We start from the raw sequence: 250 nt of genomic DNA, 5'->3' as shown, positions 1-250 counted from the left end.
ATTCCGGCCGCACACCGCGCTGGCGCGGCGTCACACTTTTCCACGAACTGGCGGCAGCCGGCGTCGCAACGGCGGTCGCCTCCGACAATACCCGCGACCCCTTCTATGCCTATGGCGATCTCGATCCGGTGGAGGTCTTCCGCGAAGCGGTGCGGATTCTGCATCTCGACCACCCGCTCGATACCGCAGCGCGTGTCGTCACCACCTCGCCCGCCGCCATCGTCGGACGGCCGGACAAGGGCCGCATCGC

General features: G+C 68.4%; 1 protein-coding gene. It reads left to right on the top strand.

Annotated elements, in window-relative coordinates:
* Window positions 1-250: amidohydrolase family protein (locus EOD29_RS33760; protein ID WP_164764045.1), on the top strand; the 250-nt coding region annotated here is incomplete at both ends.

Source organism: Mesorhizobium sp. M1A.T.Ca.IN.004.03.1.1, from assembly GCF_003997555.1.
Lineage (GTDB): Bacteria > Pseudomonadota > Alphaproteobacteria > Rhizobiales > Rhizobiaceae > Mesorhizobium.
This window is presented reverse-complemented; position numbering and strand designations above follow the sequence as displayed.